General features: G+C 62.3%; 1 protein-coding gene. It reads left to right on the plus strand.

The genetic code is table 11. From position 1 onward, the window contains the following. The coding region (locus tag GY725_20800; GenBank protein MCP4006626.1) for a hypothetical protein at positions 1-2,177 on the plus strand (2,177 nt) is incomplete at both ends.

Consider the following 2,177-nt stretch of genomic DNA (forward strand, 5'->3'; position numbering starts at 1 on the left):
GAACCCGGTTACAACCCCAACGACGAACACGCGTTGATCCGACCATCCAACCGCGTACCGACCAGCGGCGCCGATGCAATCTTCGCGCTGCGCGACTACGTGGCGAATCCGACGTTGCCTTCCGACCCTTACGTGCTGGCCAAGTACATCGATCCCGGAACCGGTCTGTGGGCCTTCCGGGTCTATGAAGTCGATGTGTTTGATCCGATCGACTATCCGGACATGCGAATCGAACAAACTGTAGGCGAACCGATCCGACCGATCTATCCGATGAGCCTGCTGGCAGGTTGTGGCGATCTGACCACGGTCGTCGGTGAGGTTGCCGGCGACCTCCAGCCGCCGGTGCCGTTCTACCGCGATCATACCGATCGTCTCTGGGCTCGTGCCGCCGGACCGAATAACCTGGATCACACCACCGGTGTGGTGCGTTTCAACTATCCGTTGCAGCCCGGGTTTTTCCACCCGACCCTCGCAGCTCCGGAGTGCGTCAGCTTCCTGCCGGATTCCACCGACGGAACGACACCGGCGGACACGAACTACACCATCAGCTGGCCTGATACCGAGATTCCGCTCCTCACGGTCGGAGAGACCCTGATGAAGCAGAAAAACGGCTTGCCCAACATCATGAACCAGGCGGCCACCGCCGTGGCCTATGACGAACTGCAGTACGAGACGTTCGTCCAGAACCAGGTTTACGATCCGCGGGAGAGCCTGGTTCGTCTTTTCCGTCCGCTGACGACGATCTCCGTGCCCATGACTCAGGAGGCACTCGATGCGGCGGAGCTCGCCACCGACTTTGCGGAGCAAGGGAAGAAGGCGATCACCGGCAACGCCGCCGGCGATCTGCGATTGACGCCGACGATCACGAGCCGCTTGCGATTCAACCCGCTGGCGAGATCCTGCGCGATCGTCGGAGGAGTCGCCGACGAGAATAACTGCATCGACGGGGCGCTGGAGTTCCGCGGTCTGTTTGACGATACGCTGGCAGGCGAGCCTCTGCTCATCCCCAATATTTTGACCGACGCCGAACGCCAGGCGCTCAAGAAACTCAATGGAGGCACCGGGACCGAAGGAGCGACCAGCGCGCCAAACTTCGAGGATTGCTTCCCGAAGGACGGTGCGCTTCCCGATACGCGCGAGTGTGCATGGGATGCCGCGATCGAGGCGCTGTACCATCACTCGCGTAATCCCGACAGGCTCGCGCTCCACGATCCCGTGGATTGCCTCGTCAACCCGCCCCCACCGAGTCAGGAGCCCCGTGCGATTTGCTCCGGGGACCGGACCTGGCCCGGCACCGATGCCGATGGACCGGCGATCGGGTTCCAGGACGACGGAAGCGGCGTCGTCGCTCCGGGTCGCGTTCTTGGCACCAACGCCGCGCTGACCGCGGGCTTTGCTCGTGGCACCGGCAAGGTGACCCTGGTCTTCAACGACGATCCGAGTCTGACCGGACTACCGGTGAGTCTCGAGGTGATCGACGTCGGTTGCCTCGACGTCACACCGCAACCGTTGTTGAAGAGCAGCTATCAGGGTCAGATCCACGTGATCGCACCTGAGAATGTCTTCGATGAGCAGATCACCCTGCGACACAGCGGCGACTTCGCCGGTCGCGCCGATCAGGTCGACTTCGAGTGGTACATCCAGGCGGATCTCGACGGTCGTTCGCCGATCCTCGGCGAGTGTCTCGGTGATCCACGGATCAAGTGCATCGAAGATCACCATTGTCCCGGATCGGATACCTGCGACAACGCCGGTGTTCCGCCGTGGGAGCTCGGGCCCAAGGGCAAGGGTCTGACCGAGATCACCCTGGGCAGTCCGGACTTCTCGCTACCGGCGTTCAGGACCCTGGCCGACAACTGGTTCGTCGTGCATTACAAATTGCCGGCGATCGATGAAAGTACCGACCCGGATATCGGAGTCTGTAACGATCCGCCCCAGTGGAGCTTCTTCGCCGGACAGCCGTCGACGCCGACCAACCCGCAGGGTCAACTGGCGGAAGGCTGGGTCAAGCGCGTTATCAAAGCCTTGAATCCGTTCGACGCCCGGGTCCGTGCCTTCCACAAGGCGCCGACGAACACCATCGCCAGCGCTTTGTCGCAGGCCGGCGAGCGCTTCGAGGGACCGATCGCGCTCAACAACAACCCCGAGAATCTGAACTCGATCGGGCTGATCGAAGC

It is taken from the genome of bacterium, assembly GCA_024226335.1.
In the GTDB taxonomy this organism is placed as follows: Bacteria; Myxococcota_A; UBA9160; order SZUA-336; family SZUA-336; genus JAAELY01.